This is a genomic window from Acuticoccus sp. (assembly GCF_965213555.1).
Lineage (GTDB): Bacteria > Pseudomonadota > Alphaproteobacteria > Rhizobiales > Amorphaceae > Acuticoccus.
The window spans coordinates 2,939,226-2,961,727 of sequence record NZ_OZ243890.1 but is presented as its reverse complement, the minus strand read 5'-3'; the positions used below and the strand labels follow the sequence as shown (position 1 = coordinate 2,961,727).

Annotated in this window: 19 protein-coding genes, 1 tRNA gene and 3 pseudogenes; 8 read left to right on the top strand and 15 right to left on the bottom strand. The window is 69.9% G+C overall.

Features of this window, described 5'->3' with window-relative positions:
- Nucleotides 1-1,411: 1,411 nt before the first annotated feature.
- From ACOOE8_RS14020 to ACOOE8_RS13985, 8 genes and pseudogenes are all read right to left on the bottom strand, one after another.
- Nucleotides 1,412-1,687, bottom strand: a complete 276-nt coding sequence (locus ACOOE8_RS14020) for an HU family DNA-binding protein (protein WP_420392061.1) — start codon at nt 1,685-1,687, stop codon at nt 1,412-1,414.
- Nucleotides 1,688-1,915: 228 nt separating this feature from the next.
- Nucleotides 1,916-2,656: pseudogene (locus ACOOE8_RS14015) on the bottom strand (IS5 family transposase).
- A gap of 198 nt (nt 2,657-2,854) precedes the next feature.
- Complete coding sequence (gene lon / locus ACOOE8_RS14010; RefSeq protein WP_420392060.1) at nt 2,855-5,311, bottom strand: endopeptidase La; 2,457 nt, start codon at nt 5,309-5,311, stop codon at nt 2,855-2,857.
- 394 nt (nt 5,312-5,705) lie between these two features.
- On the bottom strand, nt 5,706-6,974 hold the full coding sequence (gene clpX, locus ACOOE8_RS14005; RefSeq protein WP_420392059.1) for an ATP-dependent Clp protease ATP-binding subunit ClpX: 1,269 nt from the start codon (nt 6,972-6,974) through the stop codon (nt 5,706-5,708).
- Between the two features lie 326 nt (nt 6,975-7,300).
- The gene (locus ACOOE8_RS14000; RefSeq protein ID WP_420392058.1) at nt 7,301-7,924 is read right to left on the bottom strand and encodes an ATP-dependent Clp protease proteolytic subunit; all 624 of its coding nucleotides are present in this window, start codon (nt 7,922-7,924) and stop codon (nt 7,301-7,303) included.
- 15 nt (nt 7,925-7,939) lie between these two features.
- A complete protein-coding gene (gene tig, locus ACOOE8_RS13995; RefSeq protein ID WP_420392057.1) occupies nt 7,940-9,391 on the bottom strand; it encodes a trigger factor in 1,452 nt (483 codons plus the stop codon).
- Nucleotides 9,392-9,587: 196 nt separating this feature from the next.
- A tRNA-Leu gene (locus ACOOE8_RS13990) sits at nt 9,588-9,672 on the bottom strand.
- A 35-nt stretch (nt 9,673-9,707) separates the two neighbouring features.
- Complete coding sequence (locus ACOOE8_RS13985) at nt 9,708-11,258, bottom strand: NAD(P)H-hydrate dehydratase (protein ID WP_420392056.1); 1,551 nt, start codon at nt 11,256-11,258, stop codon at nt 9,708-9,710.
- A 159-nt stretch (nt 11,259-11,417) separates the two neighbouring features.
- Between ACOOE8_RS13985 and ACOOE8_RS13980 the strand changes: the two genes are divergently transcribed.
- The 5 genes and pseudogenes from ACOOE8_RS13980 (at nt 11,418) to ACOOE8_RS13960 (ending at nt 15,331) form a co-directional block, all read left to right on the top strand.
- Nucleotides 11,418-11,756 carry a P-II family nitrogen regulator gene (locus ACOOE8_RS13980; RefSeq protein ID WP_420392055.1) on the top strand — a complete coding sequence of 113 codons (339 nt, stop codon included), beginning with the start codon at nt 11,418-11,420 and terminating at the stop codon, nt 11,754-11,756.
- Between the two features lie 31 nt (nt 11,757-11,787).
- Nucleotides 11,788-13,197, top strand: coding sequence for a type I glutamate--ammonia ligase (gene glnA / locus ACOOE8_RS13975; RefSeq protein WP_420392054.1), 1,410 nt, complete (start codon nt 11,788-11,790; stop codon nt 13,195-13,197).
- Nucleotides 13,198-13,415: 218 nt separating this feature from the next.
- Nucleotides 13,416-14,408, top strand: coding sequence for a threonine-phosphate decarboxylase CobD (gene cobD, locus ACOOE8_RS13970; protein WP_420392053.1), 993 nt, complete (start codon nt 13,416-13,418; stop codon nt 14,406-14,408).
- Nucleotides 14,409-14,417: 9 nt separating this feature from the next.
- Nucleotides 14,418-14,951, top strand: a pseudogene (locus tag ACOOE8_RS13965) (cobalamin biosynthesis protein); the annotation flags it as partial.
- A gap of 137 nt (nt 14,952-15,088) precedes the next feature.
- Nucleotides 15,089-15,331, top strand: a complete 243-nt coding sequence (locus ACOOE8_RS13960) for a cobalamin biosynthesis protein (protein WP_420392052.1) — start codon at nt 15,089-15,091, stop codon at nt 15,329-15,331.
- Here ACOOE8_RS13960 and ACOOE8_RS13955 read toward each other — a convergent pair.
- Nucleotides 15,307-16,804: pseudogene (locus ACOOE8_RS13955) on the bottom strand (cobyric acid synthase). The gene ACOOE8_RS13960 and the pseudogene ACOOE8_RS13955 sit on opposite strands and share 25 nt — an antisense overlap.
- Before the next feature lie 74 nt (nt 16,805-16,878).
- On the opposite strand from ACOOE8_RS13955, the gene ACOOE8_RS13950 reads away from it, so the two are divergent.
- Nucleotides 16,879-17,139: a lipoprotein gene (locus ACOOE8_RS13950; protein ID WP_420392051.1), complete on the top strand. Its 261-nt coding sequence runs from the start codon at nt 16,879-16,881 to the stop codon at nt 17,137-17,139.
- Nucleotides 17,140-17,324: 185 nt separating this feature from the next.
- Here the strand turns inward: ACOOE8_RS13950 and ACOOE8_RS13945 are convergent, their stop codons facing one another.
- The 5 genes from ACOOE8_RS13945 to ACOOE8_RS13925 form a co-directional block, all read right to left on the bottom strand.
- Complete coding sequence (locus ACOOE8_RS13945) at nt 17,325-17,915, bottom strand: YqaA family protein (RefSeq protein WP_420392050.1); 591 nt, start codon at nt 17,913-17,915, stop codon at nt 17,325-17,327.
- Between the two features lie 43 nt (nt 17,916-17,958).
- Complete coding sequence (gene argC / locus ACOOE8_RS13940) at nt 17,959-18,990, bottom strand: N-acetyl-gamma-glutamyl-phosphate reductase (RefSeq protein ID WP_420392049.1); 1,032 nt, start codon at nt 18,988-18,990, stop codon at nt 17,959-17,961.
- A 64-nt stretch (nt 18,991-19,054) separates the two neighbouring features.
- A complete protein-coding gene (gene rpsI / locus ACOOE8_RS13935; RefSeq protein ID WP_420394712.1) occupies nt 19,055-19,501 on the bottom strand; it encodes a 30S ribosomal protein S9 in 447 nt (148 codons plus the stop codon).
- Nucleotides 19,502-19,542: 41 nt separating this feature from the next.
- Nucleotides 19,543-20,007 (bottom strand): 50S ribosomal protein L13, encoded by a 465-nt coding sequence (gene rplM, locus ACOOE8_RS13930; protein ID WP_420392048.1) that lies wholly within the window; start codon nt 20,005-20,007, stop codon nt 19,543-19,545.
- Between the two features lie 117 nt (nt 20,008-20,124).
- Nucleotides 20,125-20,553 (bottom strand): PaaI family thioesterase, encoded by a 429-nt coding sequence (locus tag ACOOE8_RS13925; RefSeq protein WP_420392047.1) that lies wholly within the window; start codon nt 20,551-20,553, stop codon nt 20,125-20,127.
- Between the two features lie 34 nt (nt 20,554-20,587).
- On the opposite strand from ACOOE8_RS13925, the gene ACOOE8_RS13920 reads away from it, so the two are divergent.
- Both ACOOE8_RS13920 and ACOOE8_RS13915 read left to right on the top strand, forming a co-directional pair.
- A complete protein-coding gene (locus tag ACOOE8_RS13920) occupies nt 20,588-21,400 on the top strand; it encodes an enoyl-CoA hydratase-related protein (protein WP_420392046.1) in 813 nt (270 codons plus the stop codon).
- Entirely contained in the window at nt 21,397-21,948 is a 552-nt protein-coding gene (locus ACOOE8_RS13915) for a CoA-binding protein (RefSeq protein WP_420392045.1), read from the top strand. The genes ACOOE8_RS13920 and ACOOE8_RS13915 overlap by 4 nt, the downstream gene beginning before the upstream one ends.
- Nucleotides 21,949-21,953: 5 nt before the next feature.
- Here the strand turns inward: ACOOE8_RS13915 and ACOOE8_RS13910 are convergent, their stop codons facing one another.
- Nucleotides 21,954-22,502 carry a hypothetical protein gene (locus ACOOE8_RS13910; RefSeq protein WP_420392044.1) on the bottom strand — a complete coding sequence of 183 codons (549 nt, stop codon included), beginning with the start codon at nt 22,500-22,502 and terminating at the stop codon, nt 21,954-21,956.

Genomic DNA, 22,502 nt, shown 5'->3' with positions numbered 1-22,502 from the left:
GTTGGCCTCGCTGATCTGCATCGGTTAGACAAACCTGTTTCGCCTCGGGAGGGCCGCGCTCGGCATAGCGTGCGTTGCCGCGCAAGCTCGCCCGCGCCCCCGCTGGAAACACGCACCTTCACGGCTCGGCTTCGCCAGGACCGGCTCATCGCATCGTGGCGCCTCGACGGCCCGAGATCGGCGAGGCCTTTCGCACATGCGGAGCGCGGGTTCCGGCGCCCGAACTTGGGTCCGGCGAAGGCGTGGGTCATCGACAAACCGCCGGCACGCAACGTCGGCCTGCTGGTCGAAGGCATCGAAGCCAGCGGTGCCCGCGCCGCTTCCTCCCGCCGTGCTCGCCGCACCAAAGAGACCGAGCACACCTCCGCGAAGCGAAGGCGCTTCCAAGCAGAACGGCCCGCCTCACCTCACCTGGCATGTAGGGCGCGACGTCCTGCGCAGCTTCGCGCGGGCGGCCAGTCGCCACCTCTTCAACGACGCCACTCCCGCTCGTGACGTTGTCGCCGACGCATCGCCGTCGGCGGCGTCCGCGCTGCAACGTGCTGGTCGAGCTCGCCGGACCCGTACGGCGCTCAGGCGGTGTTGGCAACCGGCGCCACGCACTCGTGCGCGCAGGTCGACGTTCGCGAGAGGCCGCAAGCGCCCGTTAGAGGCGACCCGGTCCGGCACGGCATCGAGCCAACAACGCTTGCGTTGGACCGGGCGGCATCGCCAGCAGTGCCAAGGGTTCCACGCCCGTACTTGCAACCTTAGCCCCGCGCCTGCAAGGCGTGCTTCGCGACTGACCCCTTATTGGCGTCTGCGGGGCAGCGCCCCACCCCGCTGCCAGCCGCCAAACCGTCTCCCCTTGGTGACCAACCCCTAAGCCGTTCGCGTCGGCGCCCGTCGAGCGGCCGGTTCGGGCGGTCGCGATCTTCATTCGGCTCCGACCGCCCAGCGGTGCGGGTCCGCCGGTCGCTCCAACTTCAACGTTGCGCGAAGGCGCGCGACCCCACTTCGCAGCTGGCGTCGACACGTTCGGTACGAGCGGCGTCAAGCCTTTCGGCAGCGAGACGCCGCTTGGGTCACGTGCCTTCCTCCTCGGGTCTAACAAACCAGGCCCGCCTCCTCACGTTGATCCCGCAGCACTTCAAGCTCGTGGCAGCGCAGGCTCCAACGCACCTGCCAGCCTCCGCGCCCGCCCGCGCTCCTTCAGGACGCAGTGATCTCCTCGTCGGAGAACGTGCTGCGCTCGCCCCGTTCGGTCCGCTTGGCGGGATGTCCGTTTCCGCGGATCAAGCGGCTAGGGGCGACATCAGGCCCGGTGCGCCGCCGTACCGGGTCGTTCGCCGCCGTCCGGCGTCGCCCAACGTCCGCCTTAGCCGCGCACCGTCCGGGCGGGACCACCCGACGAGGCTCCCTTGCGGGAGGCTCAAGCGTTGAGTGCGTCCTTCAGCGGCTTGCCGGGCTTGAACTTTGGAACACGGGCAGCCTTGATGGTGATCGGCTCGTTGGTCTGCGGGTTGCGCCCCTGGGACTCGGGCCGTTCGGCGACCGAGAACACGCCGAAGTTCGTGATGCGAACCTCGTCGCCCGACTTCATTGCCTCGATGATGGCGTTGAACGTCGCGTCGACAGCCTTGGCAGCCGCCTTGCTGTCGATGTCCGCCTGTTGTGCCACCTCTGCGGCAAGCTCAGCCTTCTTCATGTCCGATTCCTCTCCGCGGATACGAGGCATCACGATGGCACCGGCCTCGCCCGCCGCCTAGCCAGTCAAGGCTGAAACGCCCGCTTTTCCTGGGAAATTGCAGGGCAAACGTTACGATTTCGCCAAACATGGGCGCCGAGGGGAGCAGCGCGCCGCAAACCCGGCGCGATGGACCTCGCGCGCGTCAAGCAATCCGAAGTTGTGGGAACACCGTACGGGGGCCGGGACTCATATCCAGGAGCCGACGGTTGCGGCGAGACGGACGACGGGCGAGGACGTCGGCCGCCCGCCGGTCGTAGCGGGGCGCGACACGGCGGAAGCCTGCGAGGCGGGCCGAACACGCGCTCGATGGCGTTTGGGTCGCGGGAGAGGAAGGGCGAGAAGCAGCCCCTCCAGCGCGCCTTGGACGTCGGCGGGATGTTCGCCAGCGCGCCGCGACAGCCCGGTGGATCGCATTGGTGTCGCAGGCTGTGTCGGCGCGGACGACCCGGCAGGCCGGCACGGCGCTCAGGAGCTTCGGCTGCCCTGCAGTCGGCCTCTTGCCCGCCGGTCGGGTGAAGGGCGACTGGCTTACCGAGGCCATCGGTGAGGGCGAGGAGCTTGGTCGTGCACCCGCCGCGCGACCAGCCGATCGCCTGGCCCCGCTCCCCCCGTGCCGCCGGCGGCGCGGTTTCACGGCCGACGTACCGATCAGGCTCGCCGAGGGCGGTCCGCGAGCCGCGGCCGGAGCGCGGAGAACATGGACTGCCACGCCCCTCGCCGCCCAACGGACGACGCGGTTGCAGAGCGTCTCGTCAGCGCCGTAGGTTTCACGCCGATCCTTCCACCGGCAGCCCGACCTCAGGACGGGGACGGCCCCGCCGATGACCTGGCGACCCTCGACGCGAAACTTTCCTCGCTTGTCAGTCGCCAGGAGCGGAGCGAGGCGCTCGCACTCACCTCGCTCAGCCAGAAGTGCCCGCGGCTCATGTCGTCGATCTCCCTTGGGAGATCGCGGGATCCGATCCGCCTTGACGGATCGTGCTGACGGATCCTCGGCCTAGGGTGCCCGCCACGTCGCCGGACCGCGCGTGACGACGCGAGCTCGACGCGCGTACAGCCGAGGCCGAGGGGAGGCGGGCCCGCAGACCCGCCTCCCCTCGTTCAAGCGCTCGGCGTGCAGGATCGTCAGTGAGCGCGGAACGTCGCCTCGTCCTCCTCGGCTCCGGCAGCCGTCGGGGCGTCGGCGGGGCGGTAGGCCGGCTCGGTCCACTCGACCGCCTCCGGCATGCGGACCAGCGCCCGCTTCAACACGTCGTCCATCCGCGAGACGGGGACGATGTCGACCTCGTTCTTCACGTTGTCCGGGATGTCCGCGAGGTCCTTCGCGTTCTCCTCGGGGATGAGGACGGTGGTGATTCCCCCGCGCAGGGCGGCGAGCAGCTTCTCCTTCAGCCCGCCGATGGGCAGCACCCGGCCGCGCAGGGTGATCTCGCCGGTCATCGCCACATCGCGACGCACGGGAATGCCGGTGAGCACCGAGACCACCGCCGTCGCCATGGCGATGCCCGCCGACGGCCCGTCCTTCGGCGTCGCCCCCTCCGGCACGTGCACGTGGATGTCCCGACGGTCGAACATCGGAGGCTCGACCCCGATGTCGAGCGCCCGCGAGCGCACGTACGACGCAGCGGCCGAGATCGACTCCTTCATCACGTCACGCAGGTTGCCGGTGACCGTCATCTTGCCCTTGCCGGGCATCATGAGACCCTCGATGGTCAGGAGCTCGCCGCCGACCTCGGTCCATGCAAGGCCGGTGGCGACGCCGACCTGATCCTCCATCTCGGCCTGACCGTAGCGGAACTTCGGCGCGCCGAGGTAGGCCTCGAGCTTATCGGCGTCGACCAGGATGGCCGTCGTCTCACCCTTGGAGGTCAGGATCTCCTTCACCGCCTTGCGGGCGAGCGTCGCGATCTCACGCTCTAGGTTGCGCACGCCCGACTCGCGCGTGTAGCGCCGGATCAGGGTGCGCAGCGCCTCGTCCTCGATGGCGAACTCGCCCCCCTTCAGCCCGTGGTCCGCCTCGGACTTTGAGATGAGGTGGCGACGGGCGATCTCGACCTTCTCATCCTCGGTGTAGCCGGCGATGCGGATGATCTCCATCCGGTCCATCAGCGGCGCCGGGATGTTGAGCGTGTTCGCCGTGGTCACGAACATGACGTTCGACAGGTCGTACTCGACCTCGAGGTAATGGTCCATGAACGTCGAATTCTGCTCGGGATCGAGCACCTCGAGGAGCGCCGAAGACGGGTCGCCGCGGAAGTCCATCCCCATCTTGTCGATCTCGTCCAGAAGGAAGAGCGGGTTGGACCGCTTCGCCTTCTTCATGGACTGGATGATCTTGCCCGGCAGCGAGCCGATGTAGGTGCGCCGGTGGCCGCGGATCTCCGCCTCGTCGCGCACCCCGCCCAGCGAGATGCGCACGAACTCGCGCCCCGTGGCCTTCGCGATGGACTTGGCGAGGCTGGTCTTGCCGACGCCCGGCGGCCCGACGAGGCACAGGATCGGACCCTTCAGCTTGTTGGCGCGGGCCTGCACCGCGAGGTACTCGAGGATGCGCTCCTTGACCTTGTCGAGGCCAAAGTGGTCGACGTCGAGCACCTGCTCGGCGTGGTCGAGGTCGTTGCGCACCTTCGAGGGCTTCTTCCACGGGATCGACAGGATCCAGTCGAGGTAGTTGCGCACCACCGTCGCCTCGGCGGACATGGGGCTCATCTGGCGCAGCTTCTTGAGCTCCCCCTCCGCCTTCTCCCGCGCCTCCTTGGAGAGCTTGGTGGTCTTGATGCGCTCCTCGATCTCGGCGAGCTCGTCCTTGCCGTCCTCGCCGTCGCCGAGCTCCTTCTGGATCGCCCGCATCTGCTCGTTGAGGTAGTACTCGCGCTGGGTCTTCTCCATCTGGCGCTTCACGCGCGAGCGGATGCGCTTCTCCACCTGCAGGACGGAGATCTCGCCGTTCATGATGCCGAGCACCTTCTCGAACCGCTCGATGACCGAGGCGGTGCCGAGGATCTCCTGCTTGACCGGGATCTTGACGACGAGGTGGGAGGCCACCGTGTCGGCGAGCTTGGCGAAATCCTCGATCTGGCTGACCGCGGAGATCACCTCAGGTGAGATCTTCTTGTTCAGCTTGACGTAGTTCTCAAACTCCGACACCACCGAGCGCGACAGCGCCTGCGCCTCGGTCTCGTCGTAGTCGGGCTGGCGGACCTCATCGACCTCGGCCTCGAAGTACTCCTCCCGTTCCGTGAACTGGGTGATCTGCGCCCGCGTCGTGCCCTCGACGAGGACCTTGACGGTGCCGTCAGGCAGCTTCAGGAGCTGCAGCACGGTGGCGAGCGTGCCGATGGAGAACAGCCGCTCGGGCTTGGGATCGTCGTCGCCGGCCTCGCGCTGGGTGACGAGCAGGATCTGGTTGTCCGCGCGCATCACCTCCTCGAGCGCGCGGATGGACTTCTCTCGGCCGACGAACAGTGGAACCACCATGTGGGGGAATACGACGATGTCCCGCAGGGGCAGCACCGGAAACGTGCCGGCGTCAGCCCCGCCTGCCTGCCGGAGGGCGTCGCGATTGTCGTCCGACTTGGCCATGAACTGTCCTTTCAGCTTGGCTCCGGCTCGCCACATCATGCACGAGTCGAGCCATGGCCGCTGCCCGGTCGCCCATCGGCGACGGCTACCCACGGCAACGTCAGGTGGGGCAGCGAGGGGATGAGGGGATGCGGCCATTCGCATCCGTGAGGGTCGAGGTGGCGCTGGGACCCCGCGACTTCAAGGTTTGTGGCGATACTGGGGCAACGGCGCGACGCCAGCGAGGTGCTCGGCATCGTCACCGTGCCAGTCGTCCATGGGGCGAGGCTGTCCATCCTGCAGCTCCAGGCGGCGCGCAGCCGATGGCGGGCAAGCCTCGTTTCACCCGCCACGCTCGCAGCACACGCCGGGCGCGCTCGGACGCGCATCGCACGGCCGCCGCTGGGCGGCTGCATCAGGCGGAGGTGCGCGAGGGCTCCGACACGCGGTCGTCGTAGATGTAGAGCGGCCGCGCGGTGCCCCCGATCACCTCGTCGGAGATCACGACCTCGCGCACGCCATCGAGGCCAGGCAGCTCGTACATGGTGTCGAGCAGGATGGCCTCTAGGATCGAACGCAACCCGCGCGCGCCGGTCTTGCGATCGATGGCCTTGCGCGCGATCGCATTCATCGCGTCGGCATGGAAGGTGAGCTCGACCCCCTCCATCTCGAACAGCCGCTGGTACTGCTTAACGAGCGCGTTCTTCGGCTCCGACAGGATCTGCACCAGCGCCGGCTCGTCGAGGTCCTCGAGCGTGGCAAGCACCGGCAGGCGGCCGACGAACTCCGGGATCAGGCCGAACTTCAACAGGTCCTCGGGCTCGACCTCGCGGAACAGCTCGCCGGTGCGGCGGTCCTCCGGCGCGAACACCTGCGCGTTGAACCCGATGGAGGTGCCGCGGCCGCGGTCGGAGATGATCTTCTCGAGCCCCGCGAACGCACCACCGCAGATGAACAGGATGTTCGTGGTGTCGACCTGCAGGAACTCCTGTTGCGGGTGCTTGCGCCCACCCTGCGGCGGCACGGAGGCGACGGTGCCCTCCATGATCTTCAACAGCGCCTGCTGAACCCCCTCACCGGAGACGTCGCGGGTGATGGACGGGTTGTCGGACTTGCGGGAGATCTTGTCGACCTCGTCGATGTAGACGATGCCGCGCTGCGCCCGCTCGACGTTGTAGTCCGCCGCCTGCAGCAGCTTCAGGATGATGTTCTCGACGTCCTCGCCGACGTATCCCGCCTCCGTGAGCGTCGTCGCGTCGGCCATGGTGAACGGCACGTCGAGGATGCGCGCCAGCGTCTGCGCTAGCAGCGTCTTGCCGCAACCCGTCGGACCGATGAGGAGGATGTTCGACTTGGCGAGCTCCACGTCGTTCTGCTTGGACGCGTGGCTCAACCGCTTGTAGTGGTTGTGCACGGCGACGGACAGGACCTTCTTGGCTTCCTTCTGTCCGATGACGTAGTCGTCGAGGACCTTGCGGATCTCGAGCGGCGTCGGGATGCCGTCGCGCGCCTTGACCAACGAGGACTTGTTCTCCTCGCGGATGATGTCCATGCACAGCTCGACGCACTCATCGCAGATGAACACCGTCGGTCCGGCGATGAGCTTGCGCACCTCGTGCTGGCTCTTGCCGCAGAACGAGCAGTACAGCGTGTTCTTGCCGTCGCCGCTGGTCGCCTTGCTCATCAACTCACCCCTTCGTCACACCCGGCGATCCCGCCAAGCCGAGCCCACCTGGCACCAAGACCGGCGGCTCGCATCAGCAGAGCGGCACGCCAGCGACCACCGCTCACCACGCACCACCATATTGGGACGGGGCCGTCGGCGATGCAAATGCCGGTCCCCGCTCGTCAACGCCCTCACCCCGCCGTCAACACTATTGCATCTGGCTGTTGCAGACCGGCCCCGCCGTGCTGCGGCGAACCGTCCGCGCGAACTAACTGCTAGCCTGCGCGAAGGGCTTCTGCAATCTCACCCTGAGGTTGATCTCCGTCGAGCGTCGGGCGCGGCGATCAGGCATCGAGCGCCGCCCGGCTTTCGATGACGCGATCGATGATCCCGAACTCGCGCGCGACGTCCGGCGTCATGTAGTAGTCGCGCTCCAAGGTGCGCTCGATGACGTCGAGCGCCTGCCCGGTGTGCTTGCGATAGATCTCGTTGAGCCGGCGCTTGAGCGCCAGGATCTCCTGGGCCTGGAGGTTGATGTCGGCCGCCGTGCCGCGGAACCCACCGGACGGTTGGTGCACCATGATGCGTGCGTTCGGCAGCGAGAACCGCATGTCCTTCTCCCCTGCCGCGAGGAGCATCGCGCCCATGGACGCGGACTGACCGATGCACAAGGTGGAGATGGTCGGCCGCACGAACTGCATGGTGTCGTAGATCGCGAGCCCGGACGTGACGATCCCCCCTGGCGAGTTGATGTAGAGCGAGATCTCCTTGTTCGGGTTGTCCGCCTCGAGGTAGAGCAGCTGCGCGCTCACCAGCGTCGCCACCGTGTCCTCGATGGGACCCGTGATGAAGATGATCCGCTCCGACAACAGGCGGGAGAAGATGTCGTAGGCGCGCTCGCCACGGTTCGTCTGCTCGACGACCATCGGAACGAGCGTCGACATCGCGTAATCGACGGGATCTCTCATGGACGGCGTCTGTCCCTAGTGCTCGTGGGGATGGTCGTGGGAGTGACCGTGGTCGTGGTCATGATCGTGGGAATGGTCGTGGTCGTGATGATGGCCATGGTCGTGCGCGGCGTCGTCGCTGTCCTCGGCACCCTTCAAGAGCTCCTCCTTCGAAACGGCGACGTTGTTCACGGAGATGAGCTCGAGGAGGTAGTCGACGACCTTGTCCTCGTAGATCGGGGCGCGCAGGCTCGCCACCGCCTGCGGGTTCTTGCGGTAGAACTCGACGACCTCGCGCTCCTGTCCCGGGAACTGCCGCATGCGCTCCTGCAGCGCACGCTGGACCTCCTCGTCGCTGACGGTCACCTCGGCCTTCCCGCCAACCTCCGACAGGAGGAGGCCGAGCCGCACGCGCCGCGACGCGATCGCGCGATACTCCGCGCGCGCCTTGGCCTCCGAGCCCTCGGCGTCCGGGGTGGCTTCGGCGTCGAACGCCGCTCCATCCTGGGCCATGTCGCGCTCGACCTGACGCCAGATGGTGTCGAACTCGGTGTCAACAAGCTTCTGCGGCACCTCGAAGGCGAAGCGCTCGTCGAGCGCGTCGAGGAGCGCACGCTTCACCTTGGCGCGGCTCGCGCGGTCGTAGGTCGATTGGACCTGGTTGCGCAGGGCGCCGCGCAGCGCCTCGAGGTCGTCCATGCCGAGCTTCTGGGCGAAGGCGTCGTCGACCTCGCTCAGCTTCGGCTCGGCGACCTCCTGCACGGTGACGTCGAAGGCCGCCTCGCGCCCGGCGAGGTGCTGCGCGCCGTAGTCCTGTGGGAAGGTCACCGTGACCTGGCGCGCCTCCCCCGCCGAGGCGCCAGCAAGCTGCTCCTCGAAGCCCGGGATGAACCGTTCGGCGCCGATCACGATGTCGATCCCCTCGGCCAAGCCCCCCTCGAAGGCCTCGCCGTCGATGCGGCCGACGAAGTCGATCTTCAGGCGGTCGCCGTCCTTGGCGGGGCGCTCCACCGGCTCGTAGTCCCGGTAGTTCTCGGCCAGACCGACGAGCTCCCGCTCGACCTCGTCCGCGCTGGCCTCGTGGACGGGACGCTCTATCGTGATGGTGTCGAGGCCGGACACCTCGATCTGCGGCAGCACCTCGTACTTGATGGCGAACGCAAGGTCGGTCTTGCCCTCGATGACCGCCTTCATCGAGGCCTCGTCGACGTCGACGTCCGGCTGCAACGCCGGCTTCTCGTCGCGCTGGCCGACGGCGTCCTTGACGCTCTCGCTCAGCACGTCGTTGATCACCTCGGCCATCGCCGAGCGGCCATACATCTTGCGCAGATGCGTCATCGGCACCTTGCCGGGACGGAACCCCTTGAGACGCACCTTCTGACGCAGGTCGTCGAGGTAGGCCGTCAGTCGCTCGTCGAGGGTCGCGGCGGGGACCACCACCTTCAGCTCGCGCGCGAGGCCGTCGGCACGGGTTTCACTCACTTCCATCGAAACACTTTCGGCAAGGCGCATGGGTTGTGGGGGAACGCGCTCCATGTCGCGCTCGCGCATGGCGAAGTCAATGCCACGCCTCGCTCGGCACCGAGGGTGGCGCGCGACGTCGGATGGCCTTGCGCCTGTGGCATCCAAGCGGACGGCCGGGCGGGACCGCGAGCGACCGGACGACCGGCGGCGCCCAGGGAGATGGTGCGGGTGGAGGGACTCGAACCCCCACGCCTTGCGGCGCTTGGACCTAAACCAAGTGCGTCTACCAGTTCCGCCACACCCGCCCGCAGCGGGCTCTACGCGGCGCCGGTGGGAGACGTCAAACCGCCCTCGCCGCGAGGACCGCCTCGAGTTCCGCACGCGCCGGCTTCAGGGCGTCGATGAGGTCGTCGGCGATCAGCGCGGCCCCGGCGCGCTGGCCGAGCTCGCCGTGCAGCCACACCGCGACGCGCGCGGCGTCGTAGGGCAGGAAGCCCTGCGCGAGGAACGCCCCCACGAGCCCGGCGAGCACGTCGCCGGTGCCGGCGGTCGCGAGCCACGGCGGGGCGTTCGCGTTGATCGTCGCCCGTCCCCCCGGTTCGGCGATCACCGTGTCCTCGCCCTTGAGGAGGATCACGGCACCCAGCGCCGCCGCGGCGTCCCGCACCTTGGACAGCTTGTCCGCCCCCTCCCGCGACGGCACCAACAGGTCCACGGAGCGCGCGAACTCACCCTCGTGCGGCGTGAGCACCGCCTCCCTCGCTGCACCGCGTCCCCGCAGCGCCTCGGCAAGGCCATCGGCGCGCGCGACAAACGCGGTCAGCGCGCCCGCGTCGAGCACGACCTGGGCCGGGGAGGCGAGCGCGGCAAGGACGAGTTCGGACGCGCCCTCCGGCGGCAGGCCGGGCCCAAGGACGACGGCGTTGTGCCGTGCATCGCTCAGGAGCAAGGCGAGCCCCTCGGCGCCGTCGGCGCGGCGGACCATCACCGTGGTGAGGTGACAGGCGTTGACGAGCAGCGCGTCGGACGGCGAGGCCACGGTGACGAGCCCCGCGCCCGCGCGCAGCGCCGCTGCGGCAGCGAGCCGAGCCGCCCCCGTCGCCGCCATCGGCCCCGACACCACGACGGCGTGGCCACGATCGTACTTGTGGCGGGCCCTCGCCAGCAGCGGCGTCGTCGACAGGTCCCACGCCGGAGGCGCGTTCAGCACGGCGGTGGCGGCGACGCCCCGGAACGCCTTGGCCGGCATGCCGATGGACACCACCTCGAGCATCCCCGCGTGACGCCGGCCGGGCGCCAACAGGTGGCCGGGCTTGGCCGCCTCGAAGGTCAGCGTGCGGTTCGCGACGACCGCCGCACCGGGCACGGCGCCGGTGGCGCCGTCGACGCCGCTCGGCAGGTCGATGGCGAGCACTGCAGCACGGGAGGCGTTGCTCGCCGCGATCAGCGCATCCAGCGGCGCCGCAGGGGGTCGTGACAGTCCCCCGCCGAGGAGGCCGTCGAGGATCACGTCGGCGCGGGCGAGGAGCGGTTCGGCGGCATCCGGCGCCACGCTCGGCCCGCGCCAGCCGGCCCTCGCGTCGCCGGCGGGCCCGGGTCGGGCCTCGCCCGCAGCGTCGACCACCGTCACCTTGTAGCCGCGCTCGGCGAGGACCCGCGCTGCCACGAAGGCGTCCCCGCCGTTGTTGCCTGGGCCGGCGAGGACGGCGACCCGCACGCCGAACGGGTGGAGCGCCGCCACGCGGTTCGCGACCTCAAAGCCCGCTCGCTCCATCAGCCGTGCGATGGAGGTGCCGGAAGCCTCCGCCGCCTTGTCCACCTCGGCCATCGCGCGCGGGGTGTAGAGCGCGTGGATCTGCTCGGCGTCGAGGACGACCGCGTGCCACTTCATTGGGCAGCCTGCCCAACGGAGGGGCAAAACGCCTGCCTCGGCTGGCAGCAGTTGCCACCTTTGTCGACAACTTGCGCGGTCGGCATCCTGGCACGGCCCGTGCAAGCCCCATCACCGCACCGCACCGCGTCGGCCGTCGCACCGGCCCAACGGGGACCCATGAAGAAGATCGAAGCCATCATAAAGCCGTTCAAGCTCGACGAGGTGAAGGAGGCGTTGCAGGAGGTCGGACTGCAGGGCATCACCGTGATGGAGGCGCGTGGCTTCGGCCGACAGAAGGGCCACACCGAACTCTACCGCGGCGCCGAGTACGTCGTCGACTTCCTCCCCAAGGTGAAGATCGAGCTGATCGTTCCCGACAGCCTGATGCCGGCCGCCGTCGACGCCATCCGCACCGCCGCCCAGACCGGCCGGATCGGCGATGGCAAGATCTTCGTCCTCCCCGTCGAGGACGCCATCCGCATCCGCACCGGCGAGGCCGGTGAGGACGCCATCTAACCGCACTGCAAGGACAAGAGAGCGAAGGTCAATGAGCACAGCGCAAGAAGTACTGCGAGACATCAAGGACAAGGACGTCAAGTTCGTCGACCTGCGCTTCACCGATCCTCGCGGCAAGATGCAGCACGTCACCATGGACGTCGGCGTCGTCGACGAGGACATCTTCGCCGACGGGACGATGTTCGACGGCTCGTCCATCGCCGGCTGGAAGGCGATCAACGAGTCCGACATGATCCTGATGCCGGACCCGGAGACCGCGCACATCGACCCGTTCTTCGCACAGACGACGATGGCGGTGTTCTGCGACATCCTCGAGCCGTCCACCGGCGAAGCGTACAACCGTGACCCGCGCACCACCGCCAAGAAGGCCGAGGCGTTCGTCAAGTCGTCCGGCATCGGCGACACCATCACGATGGGGCCCGAGGCCGAGTTCTTCGTGTTCGACGACGTGCGCTTCTCCGCCGAGCCCTACGACACCGGCTTCCAGCTGGATTCCATCGAACTGCCGTCGAACATGGCGACGGACTACGAGACGGGGAACCTTGGCCACCGCCCGCGCACCAAGGGGGGCTACTTCCCCGTCCCGCCCATCGATTCGGCGCAGGACATGCGCTCCGAGATGCTGTCGGTGATGACCGAGATGGGCGTCACGGTGGAGAAGCATCACCACGAGGTCGGCGCCGCGCAGCACGAGCTCGGGCTGAAGTTCGACACGCTGACCCGCATCGCCGACAAGATGCAGATCTACAAGTACGTCGTGCACCAGGTCGCCAACGCCTACGGCAAGACGGCGACGTTCATGCCCAAGCCCGTGTTCGGCGACAACGGCACCGGTATGCACGTCCACCAGTCCATCTGGAACGACGGGCAGCCCCTGTTCGCCGGCGACATGTACGCCGACCTCTCGGAGATGTGCCTGTTCTACATTGGCGGCATCCTGAAGCACGCGCGTGCGATCAACGCCTTCACCAACCCGACGACGAACTCCTACAAGCGCCTCGTGCCGGGCTACGAGGCGCCGGTGCTGCTCGCCTACTCGGCGCGCAACCGCTCGGCGTCCTGCCGGATCCCCATCGCGTCCTCGCCCAAGGGCAAGCGCATCGAGATCCGCTTCCCCGACCCCAGCGCCAACCCGTACCTTTGTTACACAGCGCTCCTGATGGCGGGGCTCGACGGCATCCGCAACCGCACCCACCCCGGCGAGCCCATGGACAAGGACCTCTACGACCTGCCACCCGAGGAGCTCGCCGGCATCCCGACCGTGTGCGGGTCGCTGCGCGAGGCCCTGGAGACGTTGAGCGGCGACCGCGACTTCCTGAAGGCGGGCGGCGTCATGGACGACGACCAGATCGACGCCTACATCGCGCTCAAGATGGAGGAGAACGAGCGCTACGAGCAGACGCCGCACCCCGTCGAGTTCGACCTGTATTACTCGGTGTGACCAGGGCGTCCGCGCCGGCTGGGTTCGGCTAGCCGGCGCGCTCACGCACCGGGGCGCAGCGGCACGCTGACCAACCTTCAAGCGTGCGTGGCGACCCGTCGGCGGTCTGCGTGGTCGACCGCACGATCCGCCACACCAACCTTCGGCGCGACCCCTCCCGGCGGGTCGACGACCCGACCCATGGCGCCGATCCGGCCTGCTGTGCTAGGGAGCCTGACATGCAGACCGGGGCGTATGGGGCGCGTTCGGCCCACGGGGGCGAGCTTGCCGACGCCGCTCGGCTGGTCGGCGAGCCGGCGAGCCCGTGGCTCGACCTGTCCACCGGGATCAACCCGTACCCCTACCCCGCGCACATCCCGGACATCGCGTTGACGCGGCTGCCCCAGCAACGCGACCTCGACCGCCTGCTCGAGGCTGCCCGCCGCGCCTACCGCGTGCCGGACGAGGTGGCCCTCGTCGCCGCGCCGGGGACGCAGGCGATCATCTCCTGGCTGCCCCGCCTCCTGCGCCCGCGTCACGTCACCGTGCTGGGGCCGACCTACGGCGAGCACGCGGCCGCCTGGAGCGGCCACGTCCCGCTGCGCGAGGCGAGCCGCCTGCCGCCGGACGGGCTCGCCATCGTCGTCAACCCGAACAACCCTGACGGAAGGGTGGTTTCGCGGGACGAGCTCGCCGCGTTCGTTCACCGATCCTGTGAGGAGGTCGCGCTCGTCGTCGACGAGGCGTTCGGCGACCTCGACCCCGGAGCCACCGCCGCCGAACTGCCGCGCACGCTCGTCCTTAAAAGCTTCGGCAAGTTCTTCGGCCTGCCCGGGCTGAGGCTGGGCTTCGCCGTCGGCCCCACGGCCGTGGTCGACGCACTCCGGGACGCGCTCGGACCCTGGGCCGTGAGCGGTCCCGCCATCGCTGTTGGGGTCCAGGCGCTGGAGGATGAGGCTTGGGCGCAAGCCATGCGGCTCACCCTCCGCGCCGAGCGCGCGCGCCTGGACGACGTGCTCGCGGCAGCTGGGCTGGCCGTCGCAGGAGGGACGGACCTCTTCCGCCTCGTTGCCGTCGACGACGCACCCGTCTGGCAGGGTGCGCTGGCGGCCGAGGGCGTGTGGACGCGCGCCTTCGACCACACGCCGTGTTGGCTGCGCGTCGGACTGCCCGGCCATCGGCTGGGCGAGCTCGTGCGCGCACTCGCCAGCGCCGGCGCAGCGAGACGATAGCCCAGCGCGATGACGCTGGAGGCGGTGCCGCTGGCCCTCGTCATCGACGCCGTCACGGGCGAGCCGCCTCGCCTGTGGTCCAGGGTGGGCCATCCCGTCGCCTGGATGGGCGCGGTCATCGACCGGCTGGATGGCGCGCTCAACGCCGGCCGTCGGCGCGACGGCGTCGTCGCGCTTGCCCTTGCAACGACGGCCTTCGCCGTGCCCGCCGCGCTCGTCGCCGGGCTCGTGGGCGCCCTGCCTGCCGGCATCGTCATCGAGGCGGCCCTTGCTTCGACGCTCCTCGCGCACCGCAGCCTGCACGACCACGTCGCGGCGGTGGAGCGCGCAAGGACCCCCGCCGAGGCACGCGAGGCGGTCGCCCGCATCGTCGGGCGCGACACGGCGACGCTCGACGAGGCCGGGGTCGCCCGCGCGGCGCTCGAGACGCTTGGCGAGAACCTGTCGGACGGGGTCGTCGCTCCGGCATTCTGGTTCGCGCTCGGCGGCCTGCCGGGCCTCGTCGCGTACAAGGTGGTGAGCACCGCCGACTCGATGATCGGCCACCGCACGCCACGGCACGAGGCCTTCGGCTGGGCGGCCGCACGCGCCGACGATGCGCTTGAACCTCGTGCCGGCGCGCCTCACCGCGCTCGCCATCGCGCTGGTGCGCCCCGCCGTCGCCACCCACGCACGCGACCGTGCGCGACGGCGCGCGCCGGCATGCCTCGCCCAACGCCGGATGGCCCGAGGCCGCCCTCGCCGCTGCCCTCGGCGTGGCGCTGGGCGGCCCACGACGGTACGGCGCGCGCGAGGTGGGCGGCGTTTGGCTGAACCCCGCCGGGCGTCCGCCCCGTCGCACCGACATCCGCCGCGGGCTCCGCGCCTCGCGGGACGTCGGCATCGCGCAGCTCGCGATCTACGCCGGCCTTGCCCTCCTTTGAGCGATGGCGAGCAGCGCGTCGACGTCGACCGCCGCCGCCACGTGATCGGCCAGCGCGTCGAGCGTCGCCTCCACCTGCGCCTCGTAGGCGAGCGAGGAGGCGACGCCGAGCGCGCCGAGGAAGCCGCGGCGGAACGCGTCGCCGGCGAAGAGGCCGTGCAGGTACGTCCCCAGGACCCGGCCGTCGGCGGAGCGTGCCCCGTCCTCGCCCTCGGCGAGGCGCACGACCGGGCGGGCGCGGTCGGGACCCTCGGTCCGCCCCATGTGGATGCGGTAGCCTGACACCGCGACGCCGCAGGTCCCAGGGAGCAGCGAGACACCCTCGCTCTGCTGCGTCACCTTGGGGGCAACGAGCTCGGTGGCGACGTCGAGCAGGCCGAGCCCGGCCGTCGTCCCGGCCGCTCCCTCGTAGCCCGCGGGATCGGTGATGGTGCGGCCGAGCAGCTGGTAGCCGCCGCACAGGCCGACGATGCGCCCGCCACGTCGCACGTGCGCCTCGAGGTCGATGTGCCAGCCGGCTGCGCGCAGCGCACGCGCGTCTGCCACGGTCGCCTTCGACCCCGGCAGGAGGACGACGTCCGCCGCCGGCATCGGCCGATGGAGCGGCGCGAGCGTGACCGAGACGCCGGGCTCGAGCCGCAGCGGATCGGCGTCGTCGAAGTTCGCGATGTGGGGCAGGCGCGGCATGACGACGGCGAGCCCGCCGCCCGCCGCGTCCGCCGGCAGCCCCAGGGTGTCCTCCGCGGGCAGGCGATGGGCCTCATCGAACCAGGGGACCACGCCGAGGCTGCGCCACCTGGTGCGCGCGGTGATCTCGGCGAGGCCGCCGTCGAACAGCGAGGCGTCGCCGCGAAACTTGTTGATGATGTACCCGGCCACCTGCGCGCGGTCGGCCGGATCGAGGACCGCGGCGGTGCCGACGAGGTTCGCGATCACCCCGCCGCGGGAGATGTCGGCGACGAGCACGACGGGCACGTCCTCCGCACGGGCGAACCCCATGTTGGCGATGTCGCCGGCGCGCAGGTTGACCTCGGCGGGGCTGCCTGCCCCCTCCACCACGATGATGTCGGCGGCGCGGCTGAGCCGTGCGAAGCTTTCGCGCACCGGGCCCATCAGCGACGACCTCAGCGCGGCGTAGTCCCGCGCCGAGGCGCTGCTGCAGCGCGCGGCCGTGGACCACGACCTGGGCCCCGGTCTCCGACTGTGGCTTCAGGAGCACGGGGTTGAGGTCGACGCTGGGCACGCGGCGCGCCGCCCGGGCCTGGAGCATCTGGGCGCGGCCGATCTCGCCGCCGTCGGGGGTCGCCGCGGCGTTGTTGGACATGTTCTGCGGCTTGAACGGGGCGACCGCGAGGCCTTGGCGCGCGAGGTGGCGGCACAGCCCGGCCACGAGCAGGGACTTGCCGACGTCCGAGCCCGTCCCTTGCACCATGAGGGCAGCCGCACCGCCGCAAGCTTGAACCAAGCTCTTCATGATGCATTCATCCCCAAACGGTGTATTCGGTTCGCCCGCGGTGTGTCCCTCGCCGCGGAATGATGGAGCACGTCATGCGAAGGATCCTTCTTGCTGCGGCACTGGCTGCTGGGCTGGCAGGCTGCAACTCGAACAGCCAACAGGACCGCGCCCTCGTGGGCGGTGCGCTCGGCGCTGCCGGCGGCGCCACCGTCGCGGCGGCCACTGGGGCGAGCACCGGCGGCGCGCTCCTCGGGGCCGGGCTCGGCGCGGCCACCGGTGCCGCGGTCGGCGCGGCGACCGCCCCCCCCGAGCGCTGTGTGAACCCCTATGGTGAACCCGTCCCCTGCTACTGAGGCAGCGTCCGGCCGAGCCGGACCGTAGGTGTTGCTTCGACACCGTCTTACGCCCTCGTGGGACGGATCGATGCGCGGACACCGAACGCCTGTCGGAGGTCGGCGACGGCACGTTCGCCGGCCCCATGCGGCCCATCGTCTGGTCCGATGCGTCGCGCGGACCGGCAACAGGGCGCAGTGCGCTTCTACAGCAGGAAGGTGAGGCCGGCCCACACGGCGAGGAGGAAGGCGATTCCGCCCGTGATCGTCACCCAGCGCGGCACGTTGAGCCGTTGGACGCGCTGACCGAGCAGGTTGCACAGGAGCGCGAGGCCGAGGTAGCGGATGGCGCGTGAGACGGCGATGGCGCTGATGAAGACCGCGTAGCCCGCATCTGTCGCCCCAGCGCCGAGGGTAGCAAGCTGGAGCGGCACCGGCCCGACCGAGACCAGGAACACCGCCCAGAAGTAACCGCTGCCGGAGATCTCGGCGAGCGCCTCCTCGTAGCTTTGACGCAGCGACAGGGCGTCGAGGAGGGGTGCTACGACGGGCTCGAACAGCAGATGTCCGACGTAGTAGAACAGCGTCGCACCGATGAGGCACCCGACGAGCGCCGCCACGGCGATCGCCCACGCGCGGCGCGGGTAGGCGACCATGAGCGGCACGATCACCGCCTCGAGCGGGATGGGCACCACCGTGCTCTCGCCCATGGACAGCAGGCCGACGCCCACGTTCGAGTGGGCGAGGCGCTGCGTCGCGCGGTGCAGGGGGTGGTGGGACGCTTGAGCGGTGGCCATGCCCCCGAACAGGGCGATCGGCGGGCAGGTTCCTCCCGCAACCTCAGGGAAACAGCGCGAGCTGCCGCAGCCCCGTGCCCTCGTCGAGGCCGAACACGAGGTTCATGTTCTGCACCGCCTGGCCGGACGCGCCCTTCACCAGGTTGTCGAGCGTCGAGAAGATGAGTGCCTTGCCGGGGACGCGATCGGCAACCACGCCCACGTGCGTCGTGTTGGAGCCCCGAACGTGGCGCGACTGCGGGACCTCGCCGAACCGCAGCACGGTGACGAACGGCTCGTCGGCGTAGTGCTCGGAGAGGATCGCGTGCATTCGTGCCGCGTCACCGTGCGCGGTGATGGTCGCGTAGATGCCCCGGTTCATTGGCACGAGGTGCGGCGTGAAGGTGACGAGGACCTCGCGTCCCGCCGCCCGTGAAAGCTCCTGGTCGAGCTCGGACGTGTGGCGATGGTTGGCGACACCGTACGCATGATAGCCCTCCGACACCTCCGAGAACAGCATGCCGACCTTCGCCCCCCGCCCCGCCCCCGACATGCCGGTGGCGGACGTGACGACGATGGTGTCCGTGTCGATGGCGTCGGCGGCGACCAGCGGGATCAGAGGCAGCAGCGCGGTCGTCGTGTGGCATCCGGGGTTGGCGACGAGGCGCGTGCCGCGGATCGCATCGCGGTGAACCTCCGTCAGTCCGTAGACCGCCTCGTCCTGCAGCTGCGGCGCGAGGTGCTCGTGACCGTACCAGCGCGCGTAGGCGGCGGGGTCGGTGAGCCGGAAATCGGCGGACAGGTCGACCACCTTGAGCGTCGGCTTGGCGCGCAGCGCATCGGCGATGGCGGTCTGCGTCGTCCCGTGCGGCAGCGCGCAGAACAGGACGTCCACTTCGGACAGGTCGACTTGCGTGATGGTGGACAACATCGGCAGGTCGAGCCCGCCGAACTGCCCGAACAGCTCGCCCATGCGCCGCCCCGCGTTGCTATCGGCCGACAGCGCGGCGATGCGCACCTCACCGTGGCGCAGCAGCAGGCGGACGAGTTCAGCCCCGGTGTACCCCGAAGCGCCGTAGACGGCAGCGGACAGCATGACGGTCTCCCAACGAAAAGAGCCCGGCGCGGGCGCCGGGCTCGATCCTCGCCTCGCGATGGCCTCAGCGCTTGGAGAACTGGAACGAGCGACGGGCCTTGCGGCGACCGTACTTCTTGCGCTCGACGACGCGCGCGTCCCGGGTGAGAAAGCCGACGCGCTTCAGCGCCGGCCGCAGTCCCGGCTCGTAGTGCGTCAGCGCCTTGGAGATGCCGTGGCGCACCGCGCCGGCCTGGCCGGACAGCCCACCGCCCGACACCGTCGCCATGATGTCGAACTGACCGTCGCGCGCGGCCACCAGGAGCGGCTGGCGGATCACCATCTGCAGCACGGGACGCGCGAAGTACTCCTCGTAGGGCTTGGTGTTGACCATGATGCGCCCCTGCCCTGGCTTCACCCAGACCCGGGCCACCGCGTCCTTGCGTTTGCCGGTGGCGTAGGCGCGCCCATGAGGGTCGAGCTTCTGGACGTGGACCGACGTCGTCGCCTCGGCCGCCGTACCCTGACCCATGGCGGAGCCGAGCTCCTCCAGCGACGAGACTGTGGTATCGCTCACTGCGCCCTCACGTTCTTCGTGTTCTGCGCGCCGACGTCGACCGTCACCGGCTGCTGCGCGGCGTGGGGATGGTCGGGTCCGGCATAGACACGCAGGTTCTTCATCTGCTGCCGGCCGAGCGGACCGCGAGGCATCATGCGCTTGATGGCCGCCTCGATGACGCGCTCGGGGAAGCGACCTTCCAAAATCTGCTTGGCCGAGCGCTCCTTGATGCCGCCTGGGTAGCCGGTGTGCTTGTAGTACACCTGCTGCTCGACCTTGCGGCCGGTGAAGGCCACCTTCTCGGCGTTGACGATGATGACGTTGTCGCCGCAGTCGACGTGCGGCGTAAAGATCGGGCGGTGCTTGCCGCGAAGGCGCAGCGCCACCTGCGCCGCGAGGCGGCCGACGACGAGGTTGGTGGCGTCAATGACGACCCAGTGCTTCTCGACCTCCGCAGGCTTTGCGGATCGGGTGACCATGTGAGCTTCCGGTTCTGAAGGGTGCCGCGGTGGCGTGGGCGGTCTATGGGGGCTTCACGCCGGACCGTCAAGCGCGATCGAAAATGTCAGCAACAGCAAGGAGTTGGCCTTGAGGTATCAGCTTACCACGCGCGCATCGCTGCCCGGCATCGCGTAGGTCATCGTCGTGTGGGCGAGGAGCGCCTCGGCAGGATCGAAGGCCTCGGCGACGACGACGGCGAGGCGTCGTCCGGCCTTCACCACGGTGGCGGACTGGCGGATCGGCGCGCCGGGGGGCGCCGCGCGGAGGAACGAGATGTTGAGGTTGGTGGTGACGGCCATCTTGGCCCCGTCCGAAAGGGACAGGAGCGCGGCGTAGGCCGCAGCGTCCGCGAGCATCATCAGGGTGGGACCGGAGATGATGCCACCTGGCCGCAGGTGCTTTTCAGCCGGCAGGAGGCGCATGGTCGCAACGCCGCCGGCCGCGGCATCGACGGTGATGTCGTTGGACTCGAACACCTGCGGGAACTCGGCGGCGAGGTAGTCGCGGATCTCGGACAAGGTCATTGACTGTCGGGCGGCGCGGGGCTTTGGTTCGTCCATGGATGCGCCGGCCCGTCACACCAACTCGTCCGAGGCCCCCCACGTCCTGGTGAGGGACGAGGGCGAGGTGCGGCGCATCGTGATGAACCGCGGGCTGCAGCGCAATCTCCTAACGTTCGAAATGATGGCGGCGCTCAAGGCGGCGCTCGACGCCCCCGACGCGCGGGTCATCATCGTCGCCGCCGATGGGCCGGCGTTCTGCGTCGGCCACGACATGAAGGCGATGTCGTCCCACCACGGCGATCCCGACGGCGGCAGCGCCTACTTCACCGACCTCTTCGCGGCGTGCTCGGACCTGATGCTCGCGATCGCGACGGCGCGGCAGCCGGTGATCGCCGAGGTCCACGCCGTCGCGGTCGCGGCGGGGTGTCAGCTCGTCGCCGCCTGCGACCTCGCCGTCGCGTCCGAGGCGGCGACGTTCGGCACCACCGGCGTGACCTACGGGCTGTACTGCTCGACGCCCGCCGTTCCGCTGACGCGCACGGTTCCCGCCAAGCACGCCGCGGAGATGCTGATGACCGGCGACGTCGTGGACGCCGAGCACGCCGCGCGCATCGGCCTCGTCAACCGCGTGGTCCCCGCCGAGCGGCTCGTCGAGGAGGCCGCGGCGCTGGCGGACAGGCTCGCTGGAAAGTCCGCGGCGGTGCTCGCCCTTGGCAAGCACGCGGTCCAGGAGCAGGCGGGGCTGCCGTTGGCCGAGGCCTACGCTCGGGCCTCCCGCGCCATGGTCGCGAACCTCGCGCTCGCCGACGGCCGCGAGGGCCTCGCAGCGTTCGGCCAGAAGCGGCCCGGGCGTTGGACCGACGCGTGAGCGAGACGAGCGCTGCGCATCACGAGCGCTACGACGATGCGCTGGTCGAAACGATCCTCGCCGAGGCACGGACCATCGCGATGGTCGGCGCCTCGGCGAACCCGAACCGCCCGTCCTCCTTCGTCATGCGCTACCTGATGGACAAGGGCTACGAGGTCCACCCCATCAACCCAGGGCACGCGGGCGGCGCCATCAACGGACGCACGGCCTACGCCACGCTCGCCGACGTCCCGATCCCCGTCGACATGGTCGACGTGTTCCGGGCCTCGGACGCCGTACCCGGCATCGTCGATGAGCTGTTGGCGCTCGAGCGGCCGCCCAAGGTCCTGTGGCTCCAGCTCGGCGTGCGGAACGATGCGGCGGCGGCGCGCGCCGAGACCGCCGGCGTCACGGTCATTCAGAACCGCTGCCCGAAGATCGAGTACGGCCGGCTTTCGGGGGAGATCTCCTGGGCCGGCGTGAACTCGCGGCGCATGTCCGCGCGCCGGCCGTCGCGCCTCGCCGGCTTCCAGCACCTCGGCCTCGCCCAACGACCGCGGGTCGACTGAGCGCGTCAGCCGTGCCCGGCGGCCGAGCGCAGCGCCACGAGCCGAGCCTCGACCTCCGCGATGGGCATCGCGAGGGTGTGGAGCGACACGCGCACGACGTTCGCGCGCACCCGCGCGTTGCGCGCCGCGTAGCGCTCGGCGAGGGGAAGCACCTCGCGTCGCGCGACCGCCTCGGCGAGGGGCACGCGCGGCACGACCACGAGCGTCGCAAGATGCATGGTGCGCAGGGCGTGGTGCTCGACGCGCATCTCGCCGACGTTCGCCCACGGGATGATGCCGACGCGGGCGATGTAGATCCCCTGCACGCTGGCGCCGAGCTGCGGTCGGCGCGGGTCGATGGTCGGCCAGAAGTACAGCGCCGAAAGCGAGCCGACGACGCTCGCCAGCAGGAACACCGGCGCCCCGTTCACCACCGAGGCGAGCACCCCGACGACGGTCATCGCACCGCCGCCGTAGACCATCATGTCCCCCGAGTGCACCTTGTAGCCGGTGGCGAAGGCGCGTGGTCCGGGCGGCGGTTCCGACCCCGGTCCGTCGGGCGGCGGCCCGTGCAC

Bases quoted from the DNA above. Each gene is read 5' to 3' on its own strand.
- lon (WP_420392060.1), bottom strand. From the start codon at position 5,311: ATGGCCAAGTCGGACGACAATCGCGACGCCCTCCGGCAGGCAGGCGGG.
- ACOOE8_RS13980 (WP_420392055.1), top strand. From the start codon at position 11,418: ATGAAGAAGATCGAAGCCATCATAAAGCCGTTCAAGCTCGACGAGGTG.
- clpX (WP_420392059.1), bottom strand. From the start codon at position 6,974: ATGAGCAAGGCGACCAGCGGCGACGGCAAGAACACGCTGTACTGCTCG.
- argC (WP_420392049.1), bottom strand. From the start codon at position 18,990: ATGCTGTCCGCTGCCGTCTACGGCGCTTCGGGGTACACCGGGGCTGAA.
- ACOOE8_RS14000 (WP_420392058.1), bottom strand. From the start codon at position 7,924: ATGAGAGATCCCGTCGATTACGCGATGTCGACGCTCGTTCCGATGGTC.
- ACOOE8_RS14020 (WP_420392061.1), bottom strand. From the start codon at position 1,687: ATGAAGAAGGCTGAGCTTGCCGCAGAGGTGGCACAACAGGCGGACATC.
- rpsI (WP_420394712.1), bottom strand. From the start codon at position 19,501: ATGGGTCAGGGTACGGCGGCCGAGGCGACGACGTCGGTCCACGTCCAG.
- ACOOE8_RS13985 (WP_420392056.1), bottom strand. From the start codon at position 11,258: ATGAAGTGGCACGCGGTCGTCCTCGACGCCGAGCAGATCCACGCGCTC.
- ACOOE8_RS13945 (WP_420392050.1), bottom strand. From the start codon at position 17,915: ATGGCCACCGCTCAAGCGTCCCACCACCCCCTGCACCGCGCGACGCAG.
- rplM (WP_420392048.1), bottom strand. From the start codon at position 20,007: ATGGTCACCCGATCCGCAAAGCCTGCGGAGGTCGAGAAGCACTGGGTC.
- ACOOE8_RS13950 (WP_420392051.1), top strand. From the start codon at position 16,879: ATGCGAAGGATCCTTCTTGCTGCGGCACTGGCTGCTGGGCTGGCAGGC.
- ACOOE8_RS13920 (WP_420392046.1), top strand. From the start codon at position 20,588: ATGGATGCGCCGGCCCGTCACACCAACTCGTCCGAGGCCCCCCACGTC.
- ACOOE8_RS13925 (WP_420392047.1), bottom strand. From the start codon at position 20,553: ATGACCTTGTCCGAGATCCGCGACTACCTCGCCGCCGAGTTCCCGCAG.
- tig (WP_420392057.1), bottom strand. From the start codon at position 9,391: ATGGAAGTGAGTGAAACCCGTGCCGACGGCCTCGCGCGCGAGCTGAAG.
- cobD (WP_420392053.1), top strand. From the start codon at position 13,416: ATGCAGACCGGGGCGTATGGGGCGCGTTCGGCCCACGGGGGCGAGCTT.
- glnA (WP_420392054.1), top strand. From the start codon at position 11,788: ATGAGCACAGCGCAAGAAGTACTGCGAGACATCAAGGACAAGGACGTC.